At 61.3% G+C, this 19,867-nt stretch carries 20 protein-coding genes; 14 read left to right on the top strand and 6 right to left on the bottom strand.

All coding sequences use genetic code 11. From position 1 onward, the window contains the following. The 3 genes from C6366_RS07075 to C6366_RS07080 all read right to left on the bottom strand — a co-directional run. The coding region (locus C6366_RS07075; RefSeq protein ID WP_107736631.1) for a hypothetical protein at positions 1-311 on the bottom strand (311 nt) is incomplete at its 3' end. Between the two features lie 343 nt (positions 312-654). Continuing rightward, positions 655-966 carry an IscA/HesB family protein gene (locus tag C6366_RS20005; protein ID WP_199221454.1) on the bottom strand — a complete coding sequence of 104 codons (312 nt, stop codon included), beginning with the start codon at positions 964-966 and terminating at the stop codon, positions 655-657. 88 nt (positions 967-1,054) lie between these two features. Further along, the gene (locus C6366_RS07080; RefSeq protein WP_107736632.1) at positions 1,055-3,652 is read right to left on the bottom strand and encodes a heavy metal translocating P-type ATPase; all 2,598 of its coding nucleotides are present in this window, start codon (positions 3,650-3,652) and stop codon (positions 1,055-1,057) included. Positions 3,653-3,778: 126 nt separating this feature from the next. On the opposite strand from C6366_RS07080, the gene ald reads away from it, so the two are divergent. The 6 genes from ald (at position 3,779) to C6366_RS07110 (ending at position 9,730) form a co-directional block, all read left to right on the top strand. After that, complete coding sequence (ald, locus tag C6366_RS07085; RefSeq protein ID WP_107736633.1) at positions 3,779-4,876, top strand: alanine dehydrogenase; 1,098 nt, start codon at positions 3,779-3,781, stop codon at positions 4,874-4,876. Between the two features lie 219 nt (positions 4,877-5,095). Beyond that, the gene (gene pyrR, locus C6366_RS07090; RefSeq protein WP_199221455.1) at positions 5,096-5,659 is read left to right on the top strand and encodes a bifunctional pyr operon transcriptional regulator/uracil phosphoribosyltransferase PyrR; all 564 of its coding nucleotides are present in this window, start codon (positions 5,096-5,098) and stop codon (positions 5,657-5,659) included. Positions 5,660-5,706: 47 nt separating this feature from the next. Continuing rightward, positions 5,707-6,363 (top strand): outer-membrane lipoprotein carrier protein LolA, encoded by a 657-nt coding sequence (locus C6366_RS07095; RefSeq protein WP_107736634.1) that lies wholly within the window; start codon positions 5,707-5,709, stop codon positions 6,361-6,363. A gap of 313 nt (positions 6,364-6,676) precedes the next feature. Further along, positions 6,677-7,822 (top strand): lipopolysaccharide assembly protein LapB, encoded by a 1,146-nt coding sequence (locus C6366_RS07100; protein WP_107736635.1) that lies wholly within the window; start codon positions 6,677-6,679, stop codon positions 7,820-7,822. Between the two features lie 39 nt (positions 7,823-7,861). Then, on the top strand, positions 7,862-9,241 hold the full coding sequence (locus C6366_RS07105) for a sigma-54 dependent transcriptional regulator (RefSeq protein ID WP_107736636.1): 1,380 nt from the start codon (positions 7,862-7,864) through the stop codon (positions 9,239-9,241). A gap of 60 nt (positions 9,242-9,301) precedes the next feature. Next, complete coding sequence (locus C6366_RS07110; protein WP_107736637.1) at positions 9,302-9,730, top strand: co-chaperone YbbN; 429 nt, start codon at positions 9,302-9,304, stop codon at positions 9,728-9,730. Between the two features lie 67 nt (positions 9,731-9,797). Here the strand turns inward: C6366_RS07110 and C6366_RS07115 are convergent, their stop codons facing one another. After that, a complete protein-coding gene (locus C6366_RS07115) occupies positions 9,798-10,880 on the bottom strand; it encodes a glucokinase (protein WP_107736638.1) in 1,083 nt (360 codons plus the stop codon). Between the two features lie 143 nt (positions 10,881-11,023). On the opposite strand from C6366_RS07115, the gene C6366_RS07120 reads away from it, so the two are divergent. After that, positions 11,024-11,572, top strand: coding sequence for a GNAT family N-acetyltransferase (locus C6366_RS07120; RefSeq protein ID WP_158269681.1), 549 nt, complete (start codon positions 11,024-11,026; stop codon positions 11,570-11,572). A gap of 104 nt (positions 11,573-11,676) precedes the next feature. Here C6366_RS07120 and gmd read toward each other — a convergent pair whose 3' ends face one another. After that, positions 11,677-12,834 (bottom strand): GDP-mannose 4,6-dehydratase, encoded by a 1,158-nt coding sequence (gene gmd / locus C6366_RS07125; protein WP_107736640.1) that lies wholly within the window; start codon positions 12,832-12,834, stop codon positions 11,677-11,679. 180 nt (positions 12,835-13,014) lie between these two features. Between gmd and C6366_RS07130 the strand changes: the two genes are divergently transcribed. From C6366_RS07130 to hisF, 7 genes are all read left to right on the top strand, one after another. Next, positions 13,015-14,085 carry a Xaa-Pro peptidase family protein gene (locus C6366_RS07130; RefSeq protein WP_107736641.1) on the top strand — a complete coding sequence of 357 codons (1,071 nt, stop codon included), beginning with the start codon at positions 13,015-13,017 and terminating at the stop codon, positions 14,083-14,085. A gap of 67 nt (positions 14,086-14,152) precedes the next feature. After that, positions 14,153-15,340, top strand: coding sequence for a glycoside hydrolase family 3 protein (locus C6366_RS07135; RefSeq protein ID WP_107736642.1), 1,188 nt, complete (start codon positions 14,153-14,155; stop codon positions 15,338-15,340). Positions 15,341-15,401: 61 nt separating this feature from the next. Further along, positions 15,402-15,875: a chemotaxis protein CheD gene (locus C6366_RS07140; RefSeq protein ID WP_107736643.1), complete on the top strand. Its 474-nt coding sequence runs from the start codon at positions 15,402-15,404 to the stop codon at positions 15,873-15,875. Then, positions 15,872-16,732: an HDOD domain-containing protein gene (locus C6366_RS07145; protein WP_107736644.1), complete on the top strand. Its 861-nt coding sequence runs from the start codon at positions 15,872-15,874 to the stop codon at positions 16,730-16,732. The genes C6366_RS07140 and C6366_RS07145 overlap by 4 nt, the downstream gene beginning before the upstream one ends. Then, on the top strand, positions 16,714-17,673 hold the full coding sequence (locus C6366_RS07150; protein WP_199221456.1) for a patatin-like phospholipase family protein: 960 nt from the start codon (positions 16,714-16,716) through the stop codon (positions 17,671-17,673). The genes C6366_RS07145 and C6366_RS07150 overlap by 19 nt, the downstream gene beginning before the upstream one ends. A gap of 145 nt (positions 17,674-17,818) precedes the next feature. Beyond that, complete coding sequence (hisH, locus tag C6366_RS07155) at positions 17,819-18,460, top strand: imidazole glycerol phosphate synthase subunit HisH (protein WP_107736645.1); 642 nt, start codon at positions 17,819-17,821, stop codon at positions 18,458-18,460. Continuing rightward, entirely contained in the window at positions 18,450-19,229 is a 780-nt protein-coding gene (hisF, locus tag C6366_RS07160) for an imidazole glycerol phosphate synthase subunit HisF (RefSeq protein ID WP_107736646.1), read from the top strand. Before hisH ends, hisF begins: the two co-directional genes overlap by 11 nt. 135 nt (positions 19,230-19,364) lie before the next feature. On the opposite strand, the gene moaC is transcribed toward hisF, so the two are convergent. Next, positions 19,365-19,862 carry a cyclic pyranopterin monophosphate synthase MoaC gene (gene moaC, locus C6366_RS07165; protein WP_107736647.1) on the bottom strand — a complete coding sequence of 166 codons (498 nt, stop codon included), beginning with the start codon at positions 19,860-19,862 and terminating at the stop codon, positions 19,365-19,367. Positions 19,863-19,867: the final 5 nt, after the last annotated feature.

Below are 19,867 nucleotides of genomic sequence, written 5' to 3' on the forward strand. Positions count from 1 at the left end.
CCCATGTTCTTCAGGCGCTGCAGGTCCCCGGGAGAAGACAGGGTCAGGTTGCTGCTGGCTTCCATGTATTTGGTCTTCAGTTCGTCCGGGAAGGTTTTGTAGACGTATATGACGTGATCCAGGGAAATTTCGCCGGTGATCTCGTTCTCAAAAGGGTAGCCGAAGGGCAGGAGCATCATCTGGACGCCCCCGCTCTGGGTGGGCATGGTCTGGATGACGGCGATGTCCTTGATTTTGTGTTCGCTTTCTTCCCATTTTCCAAGGGCCATGTCACCGGTGATCAGCTTTACCAATCGGATATCGTAAGCCATGAATTGCTCTCCTTTCCGTGAAATAAAGATGTAAAAAACAAAATAATCTATGGACTGGACACGCCGCTGTCAAGGAAGTGAATGGGCGGCCCCAGGGCACTTATGTTCTCGAACCGCAGTAGCTCTGGATCGGTATCGAAATTGAAATCGAAATCGGAAAACAATGTGCATCTGCACCACAACGTGTTTATGGCGTCTACTTGGATGTGACGTTCGATTTCGATCACGATTTCGATGAAGACGCCAATGCGTCGTGGGATATAAAATGAACGCGGGTGGAACCTTCCGGTTCCACCCGCGTTGTCGTGAGTCGTTGCCGAGGCCGTTCGGCCTGAAGGCGCGGCTAGCAGGAAGAACAAGTGCCTGAGCAACCTCCGCCACCTCCGCCGCCCAGGTTCACGGTCGAGCTGACGGCGAACCCATAGGGGGTCATGTCGACCTTAATGCCTTCGGCATTTTTGATCAGATCCTGATCGACGACAAATGTGTAGCCTTCGATCGCGTGCACGCTGTCGGAATCCCTCTGCTCATCCAGAGCAAGAGCAAGCTTCGGACCGCCTCAGCCGGGGGCCATGTACACGCGGATCGGCGAGCTGTCCTTGCCCTGAAAATAGCTGTCCAGTTGCTGCTTCGCGGACGGTGTCAATTCAAACATTGTAACCTCCAAGTGAAATAGTTCGTCAAGTCGAGTATATTTAAATACGCGGACTCGTTTTGTCAAATTCCAGACGTCGCGGTCGGGATCAGGAAGGTTGAAAAAGGCGCAGACGCAGAGCGTTGGTGACCACGGAAACCGAACTCATGGCCATGGCCCCTCCGGCGATCATCGGGCTGAGGGTCGGGCCGCCGAAGGCGTAGAGCAGGCCGGCGGCGATGGGGATGCCCATGACGTTGTAGGCGAAGGCCCAGAACAGGTTCTGCTTGATGTTCCGGACAACGGCCCGGCTGAGGGTCAAGGCGGTGGTCAGGCCGTGCAGATTGCCGCTCATCAGGACCATGTCCCCGGATTCCATGGCCACGTCGATGCCCGTGCCCATGGCGATGCCCAGGTCGGCCTTGGCCAGGGCCGGGGCGTCGTTGATCCCGTCGCCGACCATGGCCACCTTGATTCCCTGTTTCTGCAGTTCGGCCACGGTTTCAGCCTTGTTCTCCGGCAAGACCTCGGCCCGGACATCGTCGATTCCGGCCTGGGCCGCCACGGCCTGGGCCGTGCGCAGGTTGTCGCCGGTTAGCATGATCACCCGTAGGCCCATGCTCTTCAGTTTGGCGACCACTTCTTTGGCCTCGGGCTTGATCCGGTCGGCCACGGCCAGGACCCCGGCCGCTTCGCCGTCCACGGCCATGAGCAGGGGGGTCTTGCCCTCTCCGGCCAATTTGTCGCGCATTTCCTGAAGCTGTTCAGAGTCCCTGCCGTGAACCCCTTCGGCTTCCAGGAGCCGACTGTTGCCCAGAAGCAAAACGCGGCCTTCCACCCGGGCCCGGATGCCCTGTCCGGGAATGTAGGCGAAGTCCTCGGCTCGGGGTTCTTCCAGTCCGCGCTCCCGGGCCGACTGGACAATGGCCGCGGCCAGGGGGTGTTCGGAGCGGGCTTCGGCACCGGCAGCCAGACGCAGCAGCTCTTTATCGGACAAGGCCTGGCCGGAAAGGGTAAAGACATCGGTCACGGCCGGACGGCCTTCGGTGAGAGTGCCGGTCTTGTCCAGGACCACGGTCCGCACGCTGCGGGCCATTTCCAGGGCTTCTCCTCCCTTGATCAGCACGCCGAGCTGCGCGCCACGTCCGGTGCCGACCATTATCGCCGTGGGCGTGGCCAGCCCCATGGCGCAGGGGCAGGCGATGACCAGCACCGCGATGAAGATCCGCAGGGCAAAGGTGAAGGGTTCTCCGGCCAGGAAATACCAGCCCAGGCCGGAGAGTACGGCTACGCAGATCACGATGGGCACGAAGTACAGGCTGATGCGGTCGACCATGCTGGCGATGGGGGCCTTGGAACCCTGGGCTTCCTGGACCAGGCGGATGATCCTGGCCAGGACCGTGTCCCGGCCGACCCGTTCGGCGACCATGTAGATGGAGCCGTGGGCGTTCAGGGTGCCGCCGATCAACGCATCGCCCTCTTTTTTGGACACGGGCAGGCTTTCCCCGGTGAGCATGGACTCGTCCACGCTGGTCTGGCCCTCGGTGAGCTTGCCGTCCACGGGAATGCGCTCCCCAGGCTTGACCAGGAGCAGGTCCCGGGGCTGGATCCGTTCCACGGGAATGCTTTCCCGCCGGCCGTCACGGACCCGGGTGGCCGTGCTCGGCGTCAGGGCCATGAGCTGGCGGATGGCGTCCGAGGTGCGCACCTTGGAGCGGGTTTCCAGGTACTTGCCCAACATGACCAGGGCGATGATCACGGCCGCGGACTCGAAATACAGGTCCATGGCCCTGGCCATGGGGTCGTGTCCCAGGGCGATTTCCAGAAGATTCCAGGTGCTGTAGACCACCGCCGCGCCGGTGCCCACGGCGATCAGGGAGTCCATGTTCGGAACCCGCTTCCAGAGGTTGGGAAAGCCGCGCAGGTAAAATTCCCGACCGGCCCAGACCACGGGCAGGGTGAGCAGGAACTGGGCCAGGGCGAAGGTCAGCGGGGAATGGTGCGGGCTGAGCAACCCCGGCATGGGCAGGCCGACCATTTCGCCCATGGACACGATGAAGATCGGAACGGCGAAGGCCATGGCCAGGATCAGTTTGGAGCGCAGGACGGCCAGCCGGTTGAGCATTTCCCGGCGCTGCGCGTCCATCAGCGATTCCCGCGGCCCTCCCTGCCCGGAGTCCCGTCCAGAACCTTGGGCAAAGGCCTCGTACCCCGCGTCGCGGACGGCCTCCAGAATGGCTGGAAGATTGACCTTTTCCGGTTGGAAGCGTACCTGAGCCGTTTCAGATGCGAGATTGACTTCGGCCGAATCCACGCCCTCCAACCCGGCAATGGCCTGCTCCACGCGGCGGACGCAGGCCGCGCAGGTCATGCCCCGTATGCCTAGTTCCACATGACCGCCTGAGTGATCGGCGGTCGTTTCGGTCTCGTCATAGGTGCGCAGGTCGTATCCCGCATCCCGGACGGTCTGCAGCAGGCTGTCCTCACGGTCCTCGGAGCCCGAAGCGTCCGGGTCCCACTCCACGGACATGGTCTCGGTGGCCAGGTTCACGGAAACGGAGCGAATCCCTTCCAGTTCGGAGGCGGCGTTTTCCACGCGGCGGACGCAGGCCGCGCAGGTCATGCCTTGGACGGCGTATTCGGATTTGCGGCGGGCTTCGGGCTGACTCGGGGGCCGTGCTTCGACGTTGGGCTGGGGAGTGTTCATGGCGCTTCCGGGGTTGATGGTGGCGGGGCGTCGGATTCTTACGGTACGATTTTTTTCCGGTGTTGTGAACCGGCTTTTGGGGCCGATCGTCGATACATTGGACGCCATCTTGCAAGGAGAAACCAAATGCGGATTGGAGTGCCGAAGGAGATCAAGGCGCAGGAGCGCCGGGTGGGCTTGTTTCCGTCCGGGGTCAAGGCCCTGGTGGAGCACGGGCATGAAGTGGTCGTGGAGTCCGGGGCCGGAGACGGCTGCGGGGCCCTGGACGACGTCTACGTCTCCCAAGGGGCGCGGATCGGGACCGCGGAAGAGGCCTGGAGCCAGGAACTGGTGATCAAGGTCAAGGAGCCGCTCAGCCGGGAATACAAGTATCTGCGCGAAGACCTGACGCTGTTCACCTATCTGCACCTGGCGGCGGACAAGCCGTTGACCGACGCCCTGCTCCAGTCCGGGTGCGTGGCCATTGCCTATGAAACCGTACAGCTGCCGGATAAAAGCCTGCCGCTTTTGGCACCCATGTCCGAAATCGCCGGGCGGATGTCCGTGACCAAGGCCACGGAAATGCTCTGCCACCATAACGGCGGCGGCGGGGTGTTCCTGGGCGGGGTCACCGGCACCCTGCCGGCCCGGGTGGTGATTATCGGCGCGGGCATTTCCGGCGCGGGCGCGGCCCAGATGGCCGTGGGCCTGGGCGCGGACGTGCTGGTCCTGGACGTGGACATGTCTAAATTATATAGACTGTACCATCACCTGGACCAGAAGATCAAAACCCTGTTTTCAAACGCTCTGAACATCGAGGACCAGGTGGTCAAGGCTGACGTGGTCATCAGTTGCGTGCTCATCCCAGGCGCTTCCGCGCCCAAGCTGGTCACGAGGCCGATCATCGAGGCCATGAGGCCCGGCTCGGTGATCATGGACATCGCCATCGATCAGGGCGGTTCCACGGAATTGTCCCGGCCCACTACCCACGGGGACCCTTGCTTTCAGGTGGGCAACGGCGTCAATCTGTACTGCGTGGCCAACATGCCCGGGGCTTATCCGCGCACGGCCTCGGAGTCCCTGACCAACGCCACCCTGCGCTACGCCCTGCAACTGGCGGACAAGGGCTGGCCCCAGGCCTGCCAGGAAGATCCGGCCCTGCGTCAGGGCTTGAACGTGGTCCGCGGAAAGGTGGTCTACAAGGCTGTTGCTGAGGCCTGTGGGTATGAATGGACCGAATTTTAGCAGTCCGTTGGAAAATTCCCAATTTCTGCGTCGCCGCAAATAGTTCAAACTCTCACGTATCACTAAATACGCTTCGAATTTGCACTTTTTTGCTCCTTGCACTTGGGATTTTTGAACGAACTGCAAGATAAAGACTTTTTTAACACTCAGCTCGATGAATATGGACCAAAGCCGCTTGCCCGGATTGAAGGGCGAGTCGGACGGTGAAGGAGGCTTGTCATGACGACACCAGTTGGAGGCGCGCAGGTGGAAAAGAAGACATTGCTGCACGCCGAGGAAATTCGAAGGACCATGGAACGCTTGGCCTACGAGGTCATCGAGCGCCACGGAGAGGGAACATCCCTGGCTCTGGTGGGCATCCAGCGCCGCGGGGTGGAGCTGGCCAAGCGTTTGAAATCCGTCCTGGAGCAGCGCTTTGGACGGGAAATTCCCTTTGGCAGTCTGGACATCAACCTGTACCGCGACGACTGGACCAATCTGGACGGCCAACCCCAAATTCACAAAACGTGGATTCCTTTTTCCGTGGACGACCGGGAAATCATCCTGGTGGACGATGTCCTGTTCACGGGGCGGACCATTCGCGCGGCCCTGGAAGCCATTTTGGACTACGGACGTCCGAAACGGGTGGAACTGCTGGTCCTGGTGGACCGTGGTCACCGGGAACTGCCCATCCACGCGGATTATGTCGGGAAAAAGGTGAACACCTCCCAGCAGGAACAAGTGGACGTGTTCGTCAGGGAGCAGGATGGAGAGGACGTGGTTTTTCTGAGTGAGATGAAGTGACGAGGCTTCAGGCTCGGAGCGAATGTCGGTCTTCAGAGGAGAGAGTCATGGGCCATATTTTTCGAGCTTTCGTAGGGGTTGTCGGACTGGCGGCCATTTTTTGGGGCGCGACGGGCGCGGCCCTGGCGGCCCAAGCGGAGGAAGGGATCGTTGGAAAAATTCAGCGCCAGTACGAATCCATCCAATCGTTTCAGGCCGAGTTCACCCAGGAACTGACGGTTGCCGCCAGCCGGGAAAGTGAGGAGCGCCGGGGAATCCTGTACTTCCGCCACCCCGGGCTGATCCGCTGGGAAACCATCAGCCCGGAACCGGAACTGCTCATCGTCGGGCCAGAAGTGGTCTGGAACTATTTCGAAGATGAGCACATCGCGTATCGCTATGCGGTGGAGGACGTGCTCGGTTCGGCCACGGTACTAAAGATTCTCTCCGGGCAGGCCCGGCTGGACGAGGATTTTCTGACCGAGGTGGACCTGGCCGAGGATACAGCCGACTTGGTGATCCGTCTCCGGCCAAGGGTTCCCGAGCCAAGCCTGGTGGAGGCGACAATGTGGGTCGACCCGGAAACCTTTTTGCTCCAACAGGTCCTGGCCGTGGATTTCTACGGCAACACCAACAAGATCGCACTCCAAGACCTGCGCCTCGATCCTGACCTGGACCCCGCGCTGTTCAAATTCACGCCGCCGGAAGGAGTTTTGGTGCGGTAGGAGCGGACTTGTGTGTCCGCCCTTGCGGATGGACGATCCCGCTGGCTTGATGGTTTCGTTTGCAACGTTTAGCCGCTTAATCGTGTGAATTTTGTCCATTCGAGACGTCGCCTCAACCCACAAGGGGCGCACACACAGGTGTGCCCCTACGGCACAACGGCACCCATCACGTTCAATCCGGGTGACCGAAACAATGTCAACCATATAATTCGGCACCGTGAACCATACCGTGGCTCGGATTTGCATTTTTCCTCTTGCTGCGGCAAATTCCCATTTTGTCGAACCTTCGGAAACGCTCCTTGATGAGTTTCCCATGCATCACGGTACATCCGCGTTACTCGTTTTTCATCTTCCTTTTCGCCTCCTCTTTCTTGTCCTGGCGGCCTGCCTCGTCCTGCTGGCGGTCTCGCCGGTCGTGGAACGGGCTTGCGCGGTCACTCCGGACGCGGCCGCGAACATGACTCTGGGCGAGTTGGACCAGGCCATCAGCGATGATCCGCGCAACGCCATGCTGTACATCGCCCGGGCTCAGCGGCACATAGCCAACCGATCCTTCCCGCGGGCCATCATGGACTTGGATCAAACCTTGCGCTTGACCCCGGACGATCTCACCGCCTTGGTGCTGCGCGGCGAAGCCTACGCCCGGATGGGCAACTGGGCCAGATCCATGGCGGATCACGAACGGGCGGTCCAGTTGGCCCCGGAGAATGAACGGGCTTTGTTCGGCCTGGCCCGGGCTCGTCTGGAGTCCGGAGACCTCAGCCGTGCCCTGGAGGATCTGAGCCGATTGCTGCGGACCTCGCCGAACCATCTGGAAGGCCGCTTGTACCGGGGCCGGATGTATCTGGAGCGGAACAATCACCAGCAGGCCCTGGTCGATTTCGACGTGGCCGCATCGCAGGCACCGGAGTCCGTCGAAGCCCTTTTCGGGCGAGGAAAGAGCCTGCGGGAACTGGGGCGGCTGGACCCGGCCCTGGCCGATTTGACGCGGGCCATTCACCTGGAGCCCACGGCTCCGGCCTACATGGAGCGAGGACTGACCTACGGCGCTCAGGGTGACCTGCGTTCCGCCCTGGAGGATTTCAACGCCGCCTTGCGTTTGGCCCCTGAGAATGCGCTGATTCACTTTCATCGAGCCTCGCTGTACGCTTTGGCTGCCGATCATCAGCGGGCCGTGGTCGACTTTACCCAGACCCTGAATCTGGACCCCGATCATCTCCAGGCCCTTTTGGGCCGCGGTCTGGCTTATCAAGAACTGGAGAAATTTTCCCAGGCCATCGACGACTACACCCGGGTGATCCGCCTGGACCCGGACAATTACGGGGCCCTGAACAACCGCGGAATGGTTTTCCTGCAACTCGGTCAACTGACCCAGGGGTGCGACGATTTACGGGCGGCCTGCGTCTTGGGTCGCTGCACGACCCTGGAGTTCGCCCGCAAGGAAGGCTACTGTCCGTAATGGTTATTCCGATTCATTTTTCAATCCACGAGGACGGCCATGGCCCAGATCGTCATAGTTGACGACGAAGAGGACATTCGCACCACGCTACGGGGCATCCTGGAGGACGAAGGCCATGAGGTCCGGGAGGCCGCCAGCGGCGAGCAGGGTCTGGACGTGTTGGCCGAGGTGGATCCGGACCTGTGCTTCCTGGACATCTGGCTGCCTGGCATGGACGGCCTGGAGGTGCTGGACCGGGTTCGCGGGATATCTCCGCACTTGCCGATGATCATGATTTCGGGCCACGGCAACATCGAAACTGCGGTCATGGCCATCAAGAAAGGCGCTTTCGACTTCATCGAAAAGCCCCTCTCCCTGGAAAAGGTGCTGGTGACCACGGCCAAGGCCGTGGAATTCAAGGAGCTGCGCCAGGAAAACATGGTCCTGCGCAGCCAAATCCGAGACACCCGGGTCCAGGAATTGACCGGGGCGACGCCCAGGATCCAGCAGTTGCAGCAGCAGGTTCGCCAGGTCGCGCCCACCGAGGCCTGGGTGCTGATCACCGGCGAGAACGGCACGGGCAAGGAAATCGTAGCCCGGTCTCTGCATCAGCTCAGCCACAGGGTGAACAAGCCGTTGGTGGAGGTGAACTGCGCGGCCATTCCCGAAGAACTGATCGAAAGCGAGCTGTTCGGCCATGAAAAGGGGGCCTTCACCAGCGCGGACCGGGCTCAGGTGGGCAAGTTCGAGCTGGCCAACGGCGGCACCTTGTTCCTGGACGAAATCGGGGACATGAGCCTGAAGACCCAGGCCAAGATTCTGCGCATCCTGCAGGAGCAGCGCTTCGAACGGGTCGGAGGACGAAAGACCATCCAGGTAGACGTTCGGGTGATCGCGGCCACGAACAAGGATCTGCCCGAGGAGATTCGCGCCGGGCGGTTTCGGGAGGACCTCTACTACCGGCTGAAGGTGTTTCCGCTGTATGTTCCGCCCTTACGGTCGCGGGTCGCGGACATTCCGTTGCTCCTGGCCGATTTCATGGACGGCCTGATCCGGACCCAGGGCTTCAAGGCCCTGCGCTTTCCCCCGGAGACCATGACCGCGCTGCAACGCTATCCCTGGCCGGGCAATGTCCGTGAGCTGAAAAACTTTCTGGAGCGGATGTGCATCATGTATCCCGGTCAAACCATTTTGCCCGAGATGCTGCCGCCGGAGATGTTGGTCACGGACCACGGCACGGGCAACCGCGGACCTTTTGACCCGGATGAGGACTGGCCGGTGGACTTCAAGGCGGCCCGGGCCCAGTTCGAGGCCAAGTTTCTGGAGGACAAGCTGAGCAGCTGCAACGGCAGCGTCACCCGGCTGGCGGAAACCATCGGCATGGAGCGCACCTATCTCTATAAAAAGCTTCGCGGTCTCGGGCTCAAGACAGCGGATTAACTCTCGGCACGTAACGGCAATCGGACTCGTTTCACATCCAACCATCCTCACGTCGCGTTTATGACTTCCTACACCAAAGCCGGAATCATCATCGTCATCCTGGCCCTGTTCGCTTCCGTGGGCCTGATTCAGCACTACACCGTCACCCAGTCCCAACTGACCGGACCGGAAATCGACCCGGGGCCGGCCTTGCCCGGCGTGCCGGGGGAACTGCCTCGACTGGTGAACCTCAAAACCGAGAACTGCATTCACTGCAAACGGATGGTCCCCATTCTGGCGGAGTTGAAACAGGATTATGGTGAAGCGTTTCGCATCTACACTTTTGACATCGGTCGCCATCCGGACATCGGACGGGCTTACGGAACCGTCCGCATCCTGCCGACCCTGATCTTTTTCGACCGGGACGGAAAAGAGGTACTGCGCTACGAAGGGTACATGTCCAAGGCGGACATCCTGTATCGTTTCGAAAGCCTTGGCTTGACGGGCTGATCATTCGTCGGCGTCGAGCCGTTCTTGCCTTGGGACCGTCTTTCCTGTCTCGCGGTCGCCGCGCCTTTCATGCTGCGTCGCTCAAGGCCGGTCGCCGTCCCGTTGCGAGCTTGGCGGCCAGGGCCGCGCCCCACAACCCGCTGTCCTGATTGGTGTTCAGGAGGACCGGGATGGCCTGGAGCAGAGCCCGGTAATTGGGGTTGGCCGTGAATTCGCGTAAAAATTCCGGGTGGCGCACCAAGCCGGGATTTTTGGCCGCCACCCCGCCGGTGACCACCATTCCGCCGATGGCCAGAATATTCAACGCAAAGTGACGGCAAGCCCGGCCGTAGAATCTGGCAAACCAGCTCAGCACGGGCGATGTTTCGTCCATGGCCGCGGCAGCCTGCTCCGGCCTGAGGCTTTGGCCGAAATGAAAGCGGTGCAGCAAGGCCAATCCCTGGCCGGAAACGACCACATCCCCGTAAACATACTCCAGGCCCAGTTCCCGGAGCACGAAGTCTTCAAAGGCCGCTTCCTCCCGGTTCACGAACGCGAAGGCGACGTGCCCCGCCTCCGAGGGCAGGGCGAGAAAACCGCCATCGGGCAACGGGGCCAGCATCCCGTGGCCCAGACCGGTCCCCGCGCCGATCACTCCCACCATGCCCCGCGGATCCGGGCGACCGGCATTGATCGTGACGGCCTCGTCCAAGGCCGCGGTCTTGCAGGCATAGGCCTGGGCCGCGAAGTCGTTGAGCAGGATCAGCGTGTCCGGCAGCCCGGACAGGTTCGTGGAACGGATGTCGATGTCCCAGGGGATGTTCGGCGGGTCGGCTCGGACCCCTCCTTGCACCGCCCCGGCCACGGCCAGGGCCCCGGCCCGGCAGCGCGACAGTTCTCGGCCCAAAGGACCGTCCTTGAGCAGGCGCAGCAGATCGCTGAAGGAATCCGCCTCGGACGTGGGAATCCGCTCCACGCTTCGGAGCCGCATGGTGTCGCCGCGATCCTCGAACAGCGCGAACCGAATGTTGGTTCCGCCAATGTCCGCGGCCAAATACAGGTCGGGGGAAGAAGACTGCTCCGTCTCGCCGAGCACTCCGGCGGAACATCGGGAGCTTTGATCTCCAAAAAAAACCGTATGACGGTTCTTGCTTTTTCCTGCTTCGGACATGACTCCTCCCGTTGTGAATCTACCTGGGCGAGACGAAAACATCTCACTCGCCAATAGCACCGTGCCTAGGACACCGGCAACTAAAATCGGCTTATTCCGCCCGCCACATGTTCAACTTTGGCCACGAACAGAGTTTTTTTGCAATGAAATACCGCATTGTTCCCGTTGACCATTCGAATATCTCCAAGGCCAGAGCGCTGGTCGACACGGTTTTTCCCCATCAGAGTCCCGCGGAACGGATCAGCCTGCGCCTTTACACGCTCAAAAGCGGATGGACGTATCGTTTCCTGTCCTGGGTATTTGGCGCGGATTTGCTGGCTTTCTGGATCGCCGTGGACGAGAGCGGCGAAGCCTTGGGCATCAGTGGACTGTACCGTTTGCGCAAGGACGGCCACGAGGCCGTCTGGCTCGGGTGGTACGCGGTCCATCCGTCAGCCAGGGGCAAGGGCGTGGGCGGAGCGCTTCTGCGCCATGCCATCCAGGCGGCACGGTATACGGGGGGCAAGTATCTGCGCCTGTATACCAGCGATTCGGAACTGATCGAGGGCTCGGGGGACGCCCAGGGCGTTTATGAGAAGTATGGCTTGAAAGTGAAGAGCGTGAAGGCTGTTTACGGTGGGCTGCTCATCAACCGCGACGGGGTAAAGGTGCTCAAGGCGAACAAGATAATCCGGGAAATGCCGCTACGGTGAAGCGGGCGAATCACCTTCGGACGCATCAAGAAAAGGCCCGACTCACGTGAAATAACGAGGGAGTCGGGCCTTATGGTTTCCAAGGCAAAGCTGCCAGGAAGCGGCTACATGAACGCCTCGCAACTGCCGGGCAGGGGGAAGCCGCTGTGGAGGCAGATGGATTCGCGGGAGGCTTCCCGGACGTCGTAGGCGACCATTTCCGTGACCATTTGCGCAAAGCTGATTTCCAGAGTCCAGCCCAGCTTTTCACGGGCCTTGGTCGGGTCTCCCAGCAGGCTTTCCACTTCCGTGGGCCGGAAGTAGCGGGGGTCCACGGACACCAGGACGTCGCCCTCGGTAAAGGCGACCTGTTTGCCAATGCGTTCCAGGCAGGATTGGATCACCGGGGAGGGCTCAAATTTGGCGACGATGCCCTTTTCGTTCAGGCCCTCTCCTTCCCAGCGAAGCTCAATGCCCACTTCCCGGAAAGCCAGTTGGCAGAATTCTCGCACGGAATGCTGTTCGCCCGTGGCGATCACGAAGTCTTCGGGCTGGTCCTGCTGAAGGATCAGCCACTGGGCGCGGACGAAATCCTTGGCATGGCCCCAGTCCCGCAACGCGCCGAGGTTGCCGAGGAAGAGGTCTTTTTCCAGGCCCAGGGCGATTCGGGCCGCGGCACGGGTGATTTTACGGGTGACAAAGGTTTCGCCGCGCACCGGGGATTCGTGGTTGAAGAGGATCCCGTTGCAGCCGAAAATGTTGTAGGCCTCCCGGTAGTTCACCGTGATCCAGAAGGCATAAAGCTTGGCCACGGCGTAAGGGGAGCGGGGATAAAACGGGGTGGTTTCGCGCTGGGGCACTTCCTGGACCTTGCCGTAAAGTTCCGAGGTGGAGGCCTGGTAGAAACGGGTCTTGTCCGTCAGGCCCAGGAGCCGGATGGCCTCCAGCATTCGCAGGGTGCCCAGGGCGTCGGTGTTGGCCGTGTATTCCGGGCTCTCGAAGGATACCTTGACGTGGCTCTGGGCCGCCAGATTGTAAACCTCGTCCGGCTGGACCTCCTGAATGATCCGGGTCAGGTTGGTGGCGTCGGTCAGATCCCCGTAATGCATGAGGAAGCGGACGTTCTCCTCGTGGGGGTCGCGGTAGAGGTGGTCCACCCGCTGGGTGTTGAACAGCGAGGAGCGGCGTTTGACGCCGTGGACTTCGTAACCCTTTTCCAGCAGAAATTCCGCCAGATAGGCCCCGTCTTGACCGGTTATGCCGGTGATCAGTGCTTTTTTCATCGTGCTGTGTTCTCCTTATCGTGATGTCGCCCGAAGACTTAGATGAATCGAGACGGCTTTCCGGTCCATAGCGGATTGAGGATTGCAGGGCAACTTTGAATGGTTTAGGGAATCCGGAGACGTGTATCCGCCGCCCGCGCCGTATTTTCACCGGCCGACCTTCAACCCCCCGCATCCTCCATGCCCGAAATCCACGCCCAACGCCGCGACAAACTGCGTGAAAAGCTCAAGGTGGCCGGACTCCCGGCCCTGCTGGTTTCCAGCCCGGCCAACCGGTTCTACCTCAGCGGCTTCGAACTCCACGACCCGCAGTGCAACGAAAGCGCCGGCATGCTGGTGATTGCCGCGAGCGGCGAGGACTGGCTGCTCACGGACCCTCGCTATGAAATCGTCGCCGGCAAGGTCTGGCCCAAGGAACGGCTGTTCATCTACACCAGTCCAAAAATTAAACAGATTCGTGAATTCCTGGCCGGTCTGGGCCATCGCCCCCTGGGGTTCGAGGCCAGGGCCATGAGCGTTGATCTCCACGGAGAACTGGCCGAGGAAGTGGCCTTCATGCCGACCACGAACATGGTGGAGCCTCTGCGGCTGGTCAAGGATGCCGGAGAAATCGCCCTTCTGGAGGCGTCGTGCCGACTCAACCACGAGGTCTTCGCCCTGGTCCCGGATCTGCTGCGCCCAGGGCGCACGGAACGGGAAGTCGCCTGGGACATGGAAAAGCTGTTCCGGGAGCGCGGGGCAAGTGAGCTGGCCTTTCCGACCATCGTGGGCGTGAACGCCAACGCGGCCCAGCCCCATGCCGTTCCCAACGACACTCCGATTCAGGACGGCTGTCTGGTGCTGGTGGATGCCGGAGCCCGGCTTGGGGACTATTGCTCGGACCAGACCCGGACCTTCTGGGTGGGGGAACGGCCCTCGGATGCCTTCAAGCGAACCATGGACCTGGTCCGCGAGGCCCAGAACCGGGCCATCGCCGCCATTCGTCCGGGCGTGCCGGTTTGCAGCGTCTATCAACTGGTCAAGGACTTCTTTCGGGACCACTTCGTGGACGAGCGCTTCAACCACGGCCTGGGCCACGGCATCGGCCTGGAAACCCACGAAGGCCCAAGCCTGAGCCCCCACGACACCAAGACCCTCCTGGCCCCGGGCATGGTGGTGAGCGTGGAGCCAGGCCTGTACTACCCGGACTGGGGCGGCGTCCGCTGGGAGTACATGATCCTGGTCACGGAGGATGGATGCCGGGTTTTGTAGGGCGGTCGTGGATTGAAGAAACTGAGCCAATCCTTTTTCCTGTAACCATCATTTGAATGAAAAAACCATGAACCAATACCATTCGCGTTTCCCATTTCTTCTTTTTGCCCAGCGATTGCTTTCGCTCATTCTGATCGCCTTATTCCTGTCCGCCTGCCTGGCCGGAGGGGCGGATTCGGACGAACACTTGGAAGCCAAGGTCGGGCAGATGCTGCTGATCGGGTTTCGCGGCCTGGAAGTTGACGAATCCAGCTCCATTGTCCGGGACATCCGGGAGGGGCGGGTCGGCGGAGTGATCATCTTCGACTACGACGTGGCCTTGCGCAGTCCGGTACGCAACGTGGCTTCCCCGGAACAACTGGGGAAACTGGTGGCGGACCTGCGGGCCGCGAGTCACGGGGCGCCCTTGTTCGTGGCCATTGACCAGGAAGGCGGGCGGGTCAACCGGCTCAAGGAGCGGTACGGCTTTCCGCCCACGGTCTCCCAGGGCTGGTTGGGCGGGCAAAACGACCCGCGCCTTACGGGCGAGTACGCCCATCGGACCGCGAAGACGCTGTCCGGGCTGGGAATCAACGTCAATCTGGCCCCGGTGGTGGACGTGAACGTGAACCCGGACAATCCGGTGATCGGCAAACTGGAACGCAGCTTTTCCGCGGACCCTCATACGGTCGCGATTCACGCCGCGGCGGTGATCGCCGGCCATCAGACCGAAGGCGTGCTCACGGCTCTCAAACACTTTCCGGGCCACGGCAGTTCCACCACGGATTCCCACCTGGGTTTCACCGACGTGACCCGGACCTGGGTCGAGAAGGAGCTGGAGCCGTACCGGGCAATCCTGCGCACCACCGGCGCGGACATGATCATGACCGCCCACGTGTTCAACGCCCGCCTCGACCCGGACTGGCCCGCGACTCTCTCCCGGGCCACCATGCAGGGACTGCTGCGCGACCAAATGGGCTACCAAGGCGTGATCATCTCCGACGACATGCAGATGCAGGCCATCACCGACCACTACGACCTGGAAACCGCCCTGGAGCAGACCATCCTGGCCGGGGCGGACGTGATCATCTTCGGCAATAACCTAGTCTACGACGAGGACATCGCCCAAAAGGCCGGCGAGATCATCCTGGACCTGGTCCGGGAAGGCCGGGTGCCGGAGTGGCGCATCCATCAGTCCTACTCCCGGATCATGCACCTCAAATCGCGCCTCGCCGCCAGGGGGAAGATGGAGTGCAGGCTCTGCGACGCCTATTGAGCCCGGTCGGATAATCTTTTGACTCCACGTCCGGGATTCACCTTCAGCACACGAACAAGCCATGAGAATCAACGTCGGCATCTCCGAGATGCGCGTGACCAAACAACCTGGAGTGATTCTGGTCACTCACTCCCTGGGCTCCTGCATGGGGCTGGCGGCCTACGACCCGGTCTTCAAGGTCGCAGGGCTGATTCACTGCCTGCTTCCGAAACCCTCCGGCAGCAAAAAGGCCTCGGAGAATCCAGCCATGTGCGTCAGCACCGGGGTGCCGGCCATGATCCGGGAAATGTACGCCATGGGCGCCCAGCGCCAAAACCTGATCCTGAAAGCCGCCGGGTGCAGTCGGATGATGAACGTGCTCAACCAGTTTAACACCGGGCTGCGCAACCAGGAGACCTTGCTGGCTCTGCTGGAGCACAACGGCCTGAAGCTCGCGTCCGGTGAAATGGGCGGGAGCGTCCCCAGGACCATGTATTTGCTTGCGGATACCGGCCGGGTCCTGATCCGGTCCAAACGCGAGGAACGCGAACTATGATCAAGCGCAAGATCATCCTCTCTCAAATCACCAGGATACCGATGCTTTCCAGTGCCGTACAGGAAGGCATGCACCTACTGCGCGACCCCCAGGTGGACATGGGCAACCTGGCTAAGGTTCTGCAGCATGATCCAGGGATTACCGTCAATATCCTGCGGCTGGCCAACACCCCGTATTTCGGCTCCATGAGCCGGGTGAACAATCTTCGGGACGCCGTGGTCCGCCTGGGTGCGAAGCGGGTTTCTCAGCTCCTGCTCACCGTGGCCGTCACTCCCCGAATCAGCGGGGAATTGGAAGGCTACGACCAAGCCCCCTGCACCCTTCTGGAACAGTCCTTGGCCATTGCCGTGGCCTCGGAACTCGTCGCCGCTGAACTTGGCATCGACTTTCCGTCTCACACCTTTACCGCCGGACTGCTGGCTAACATCGGTAAAATCGTGCTGAGTCAATTCCTGGATAACGAATACGAGCAGGTCAACGAGCTGGTGGAGCGCGAGAACGTCTCCTTCGAGGAATCCGAAAGTCGTGTCCTGGGCGCGAATCACGCTGAAATCGGAGCTGAACTGTTGACCTTCTGGAACCTGCCCGAGGAGATTGTCCGCGTGGTCCGTCATTTTCGCGACCCGGAATCCTGCCCGGAACGGGACGTCGCCCTGGACCTGGTCCATGTGGGCTCCGCGGTCGCCGCTATGACCGGCATCGGCCAGGGCTTGGACGGCATGCAGTATCCTGTTTCCGAGGCCGTGGTGGAACGTCTGGGGCTGACAGAAACACAGGTCCGGGAGGTGCTGGTCAAACTCCTGGAGCACGTCGCCAAACTCAAGGAAGTATTGCCGAAGTGCGAGAAGAAGGCTTGATTTCCCGTCGCCGCTTCCTGGCCGGAGCCGCGGCGTTCGCCGCCTCCCTGCCTTTCTCCGCCCCGGCCCGGGATCAGTCCGAAGAAACGTTTTCCGCCGGCTTGGCCGTCGGCTTGGCTCTCGGTTCCGGCGGGGCCAACGGTTTGGCCCATATTCCCATGCTCGAAGTCTTCGACGAGCTGGGCGTCGTCCCCAAGGTGATCGTCGGAACCAGCATCGGGGCCGTGATCGGAGCCCTCTACGCCTCCGGCCTTTCCGGGTCGGACCTGCGTCGGCTGGCCTTGGACTTCGCCTCCGAGGACAAGCACATCATGAGCACCCTGATTCAGGGCAGCGCGGGGTTGAGCCTGCTGGACCTGATCCGGCCCGACCTGGACGACGGAGGACTGTTGGACAGCCAAGGGTTTCTCGATTTCCTGCACGACAAGGTCCGCGTTTCCACCTTCGAGGAGCTGACTATCCCCTTGATGGTCGTGGCCGCGGACTACTGGAAGCGGGAACAGGTGGTTCTGGACCAGGGGCTGCTAATCCCGGCAATCAAGGCCAGCATGGCCGTTCTCGGCCTGTTCGCTCCGGTGGAGTTGGACGGACGGCTGCTGGTGGACGGCGGTACGGTGAACCCTCTGCCCTATGACCTGCTTCTCGACCGGTGCGACCTGATCGTGGCCGTGGACGTTTCCGGCGGCGTGGCGGAACCGACGGAGCTGACGGAAAACAAGCCCGACGTGCTGGACTCCCTGTTCAACACCTTTGAAATCATGCAGCGGGCCATCACCGGGGAAAAGATGAAACACCGCGAACCCCACATCTTCATTCGCCCGGAAACATCCGGGGTCCGCCTGCTGCACTTCCACAAGGCCGAGCAGATTTTCACGCAATCCGAACCCGCCGCAGAAGAGCTGAAAGCCACCCTGCGTGAGCACCTTTCAGGCGAGTCGTAAGAATACCTGCTTTTCTGTTGGGGGGCTTCATGCCCCGAATGTCCGGACCGGATGACAAACACGCTGATATGTGATTGGAAGCAGAACCGCTGAGCGCACGGCGGTTCGTTTGTTTGGAGACGTCACCAAAGAAGAGGAGCAAGCCATGCTGGCTATTTTGGATTACGAGGCGGGGAATCAGACCAGCGTCCGCAGGGCATTGGATTTTCTGGGTATCCCGTGCGCGATCACCGCGGAGCCGAGCGCGCTGCTGCAAGCGGACGGGGTGATCTTCCCCGGAGTCGGCGCGGCCGGGCAGGCCATGGCCGACCTCGGAGGCAAGGGCCTTGACGCCGTGCTCAAGGAAGTGGTCCGCACGGGCAAGCCGCTTCTGGGTATTTGCGTGGGCTGTCAGATTCTGCTGGACTACAGTGAGGAAAACGATACCAGGACATTGGCCATTCTGCCCGGGGAGTGCCGCCGCTTCGATCCGTCCTGGAAGGACGAGGACGGCCGGAACCTGATCATTCCGCACATGGGCTGGAACGGTCTACGCCGCAAGCAAGAGTGCGTCCTGCTGAACAATGTCCCCGACGAAGCGGAGTTCTATTTCGTGCACAGTTACTTTCCCTTGCCGTCGCCGGAGCTGATCCTGGCCACGACCTTCTACGGGCAAGAGTTCGCCTCGCTTTTCGGTCGGCCCGGACTCTGGGCCACCCAGTTCCATCCGGAAAAGAGCGGTCGCCCCGGCCTGACCCTGCTCGCCAACTTTCATGCCTACTGCAAGGAGGCGGCCCATGCTCAGTAAGCGGATCATCCCCTGTCTGGACGTCCGGGATGGACGGCTGACCAAAGGCGTGAAGTTTAAGGGCAACGTGGACATCGGCGACCCGGTGGACATGGCCAAGTTCTACTCCGACGAAGGGGCGGACGAACTGGTTTTCTACGACATCACGGCCTCCAGCGAAGGCCGCGGCATCATGCTCCGGGTGGTGGAGGAGGTGGCTTCCAAGACGTTCATCCCCTTTTCGGTGGGGGGCGGGATACGCAACGTCGCGGACATGCGGGCCGTGCTCCTGGCTGGCGCGGAAAAAATCTCCGTCAATTCCGCGGCGGTGCGCGCCCCGGAGATCATCTCCCAGGGCGCGGCGGCCTTTGGCTCGCAGTGCGTGGTGGTGGGCATGGACGTGCTCAAGGTGCCCGTCACGTTGGAGATCCCTTCCGGTTACGAGGTGGTGATTCACGGGGGGCGAACGCCCACGGGAATGGATGCCCTGGCCTGGGCCAGGCGGGTCCAGGAACTGGGCGCGGGGGAAATCTGCCTCAACTCCATCGACGCCGACGGAACCAAGGAGGGGTATGAACTGACCCTGACCCGGCTGATTGCCGAGTCCGTGTCCATCCCGGTGATCGCGTCCGGGGGGGCGGGCAAACCCGAGCACATGGCCGACGCCTTGACCCAGGGCCTGGCCTCCGCCGCACTGATAGCGTCCATCGTGCACTACGGTGAATATACGATCCGGGGCATCAAGGACATCCTGGCGAACCAGGGGATCAAGGTTCGCCAGGTTTGGTGAGAACGCCTCCGGGCTGTTGTAAAAAAAGCCGCCAAGACACAAAATAAAAGAGCTCAAACCCGAAGCGTATTTGTCATACGCTTCGGGTTTGAGCTCTTTGCAGCAACGCCGCAATTGGTTTTTTTCAACGGACTGCTATTCGAGATCGTCGTCCGGTATGGCGTCGTAGGTCCCGCCCCGCCCTCCGGACTTGTGGATCAGGCGGCAGGGGCCGATGGTGATGTCTTTCTGCACGGCCTTGCACATATCGTAAATGGTCATGGCGGCCATCTGTACGGCCATCAGGGCCTCCATCTCCGCCCCGGTGCGGTCCGTGCAGCGGATTTCCGAGTCGATCACGATCCGTTGCCGCTGGACGTCCACGGCGAATCGCAAGTCCACGTAGGACAGATTCAGGCCGTGGCACAAAGGGATCAATTCTGCGGTCTTTTTAGCCGCCATGATCCCGGCGATCTTGGCCGTGGCCAGTACATCGCCCTTGGGCAGGGCCTTGGCCATGAGCAGGTCCAGGGTCTTGGCGGAAAGCACCACCTCACCCCGGGCCATGGCTAGGCGCTGGGTTTGCTCTTTGGTCCCCACGTCGACCATGGTCAACTCACCTTCTTCGGTCAGATGCGAAAATTTTTCGTCCATCGCCG

Source organism: Desulfonatronum sp. SC1 (genome assembly GCF_003046795.1).
Classification (GTDB): Bacteria; Desulfobacterota; Desulfovibrionia; order Desulfovibrionales; family Desulfonatronaceae; genus Desulfonatronum.

Bases quoted from the DNA above. Each gene is read 5' to 3' on its own strand.
- C6366_RS07080 (WP_107736632.1), bottom strand. From the start codon at position 3,652: ATGAACACTCCCCAGCCCAACGTCGAAGCACGGCCCCCGAGTCAGCCC.
- ald (WP_107736633.1), top strand. From the start codon at position 3,779: ATGCGGATTGGAGTGCCGAAGGAGATCAAGGCGCAGGAGCGCCGGGTG.
- pyrR (WP_199221455.1), top strand. From the start codon at position 5,096: ATGACGACACCAGTTGGAGGCGCGCAGGTGGAAAAGAAGACATTGCTG.
- C6366_RS07095 (WP_107736634.1), top strand. From the start codon at position 5,707: ATGGGCCATATTTTTCGAGCTTTCGTAGGGGTTGTCGGACTGGCGGCC.
- C6366_RS07100 (WP_107736635.1), top strand. From the start codon at position 6,677: ATGCATCACGGTACATCCGCGTTACTCGTTTTTCATCTTCCTTTTCGC.
- C6366_RS07105 (WP_107736636.1), top strand. From the start codon at position 7,862: ATGGCCCAGATCGTCATAGTTGACGACGAAGAGGACATTCGCACCACG.
- C6366_RS07110 (WP_107736637.1), top strand. From the start codon at position 9,302: ATGACTTCCTACACCAAAGCCGGAATCATCATCGTCATCCTGGCCCTG.
- C6366_RS07115 (WP_107736638.1), bottom strand. From the start codon at position 10,880: ATGTCCGAAGCAGGAAAAAGCAAGAACCGTCATACGGTTTTTTTTGGA.
- C6366_RS07120 (WP_158269681.1), top strand. From the start codon at position 11,024: ATGAAATACCGCATTGTTCCCGTTGACCATTCGAATATCTCCAAGGCC.
- gmd (WP_107736640.1), bottom strand. From the start codon at position 12,834: ATGAAAAAAGCACTGATCACCGGCATAACCGGTCAAGACGGGGCCTAT.
- C6366_RS07130 (WP_107736641.1), top strand. From the start codon at position 13,015: ATGCCCGAAATCCACGCCCAACGCCGCGACAAACTGCGTGAAAAGCTC.
- C6366_RS07135 (WP_107736642.1), top strand. From the start codon at position 14,153: ATGAACCAATACCATTCGCGTTTCCCATTTCTTCTTTTTGCCCAGCGA.
- C6366_RS07140 (WP_107736643.1), top strand. From the start codon at position 15,402: ATGAGAATCAACGTCGGCATCTCCGAGATGCGCGTGACCAAACAACCT.
- C6366_RS07145 (WP_107736644.1), top strand. From the start codon at position 15,872: ATGATCAAGCGCAAGATCATCCTCTCTCAAATCACCAGGATACCGATG.
- hisH (WP_107736645.1), top strand. From the start codon at position 17,819: ATGCTGGCTATTTTGGATTACGAGGCGGGGAATCAGACCAGCGTCCGC.
- hisF (WP_107736646.1), top strand. From the start codon at position 18,450: ATGCTCAGTAAGCGGATCATCCCCTGTCTGGACGTCCGGGATGGACGG.
- moaC (WP_107736647.1), bottom strand. From the start codon at position 19,862: ATGGACGAAAAATTTTCGCATCTGACCGAAGAAGGTGAGTTGACCATG.